This window comes from Bacillus sp. AC266, assembly GCF_979253805.1.
Map to the genome: position 1 here is coordinate 1 of NZ_CEEDEC010000028.1, position 641 is coordinate 641.

General features: G+C 27.3%; 1 protein-coding gene. It reads left to right on the forward strand.

What is annotated here, in order from left to right; all coding sequences use genetic code 11:
* Positions 1–612, forward strand: a 612-nt coding sequence (locus tag AC0IXC_RS29060) for a MerR family transcriptional regulator (protein ID WP_471653713.1), incomplete at its 5' end; no start/stop codon positions are given.
* Positions 613–641 lie beyond the last annotated feature (29 nt).

Genomic DNA, 641 nt, shown 5'->3' on the forward strand with positions numbered 1-641 from the left:
TTAAAACAAGCAGGGTTTAGCTTAAATGAAATCAGCAAAATCATTCATAGAAAGTTATCAGATGCTGAAATAAGTAATTTGATAGAAGAAAAGCTTCAATTGGAAATAAATAAGATAAAAGATGCAAATCGAACAATAAATAAATTAAAAGGCCTGAATCCTGCAATTATGATTTTAAATAACGAATTCAAAAAAGAGTATCTTGAATCATTGTACGTGTATGAATATGAACTATTACCAAATGAAAATATATGTGTAGCGCTGAATAAACTAGAGGTATTATTTAGCGAGATTAATGTTAAAAAGAATGAAAAAATCATTAAATATAAACTGATAGATAATAAAGTTTACCCTATTCATATCGCCTTACAATTTGAAAATCAGGAATTAAATCAATTAGGAATCACAAGTTATTTTGGTTTTCAAACGCAAAAGTTTTTCTATGAAATTGATCCTTATCAGGAAGAATCGGTATTAAAAATAAATGAGATAATGAAAAATAACGAAATAGAATTATCCGAACCATATATTTATGAACGTATATTAAACCCGGATGATTATCTTTATTCCTCCAAACGCCTTTCGGAATTTATTTTTCCTTCTAAGTATTAAGTGTTTGACCTTACCCTTAGGTTAACCCT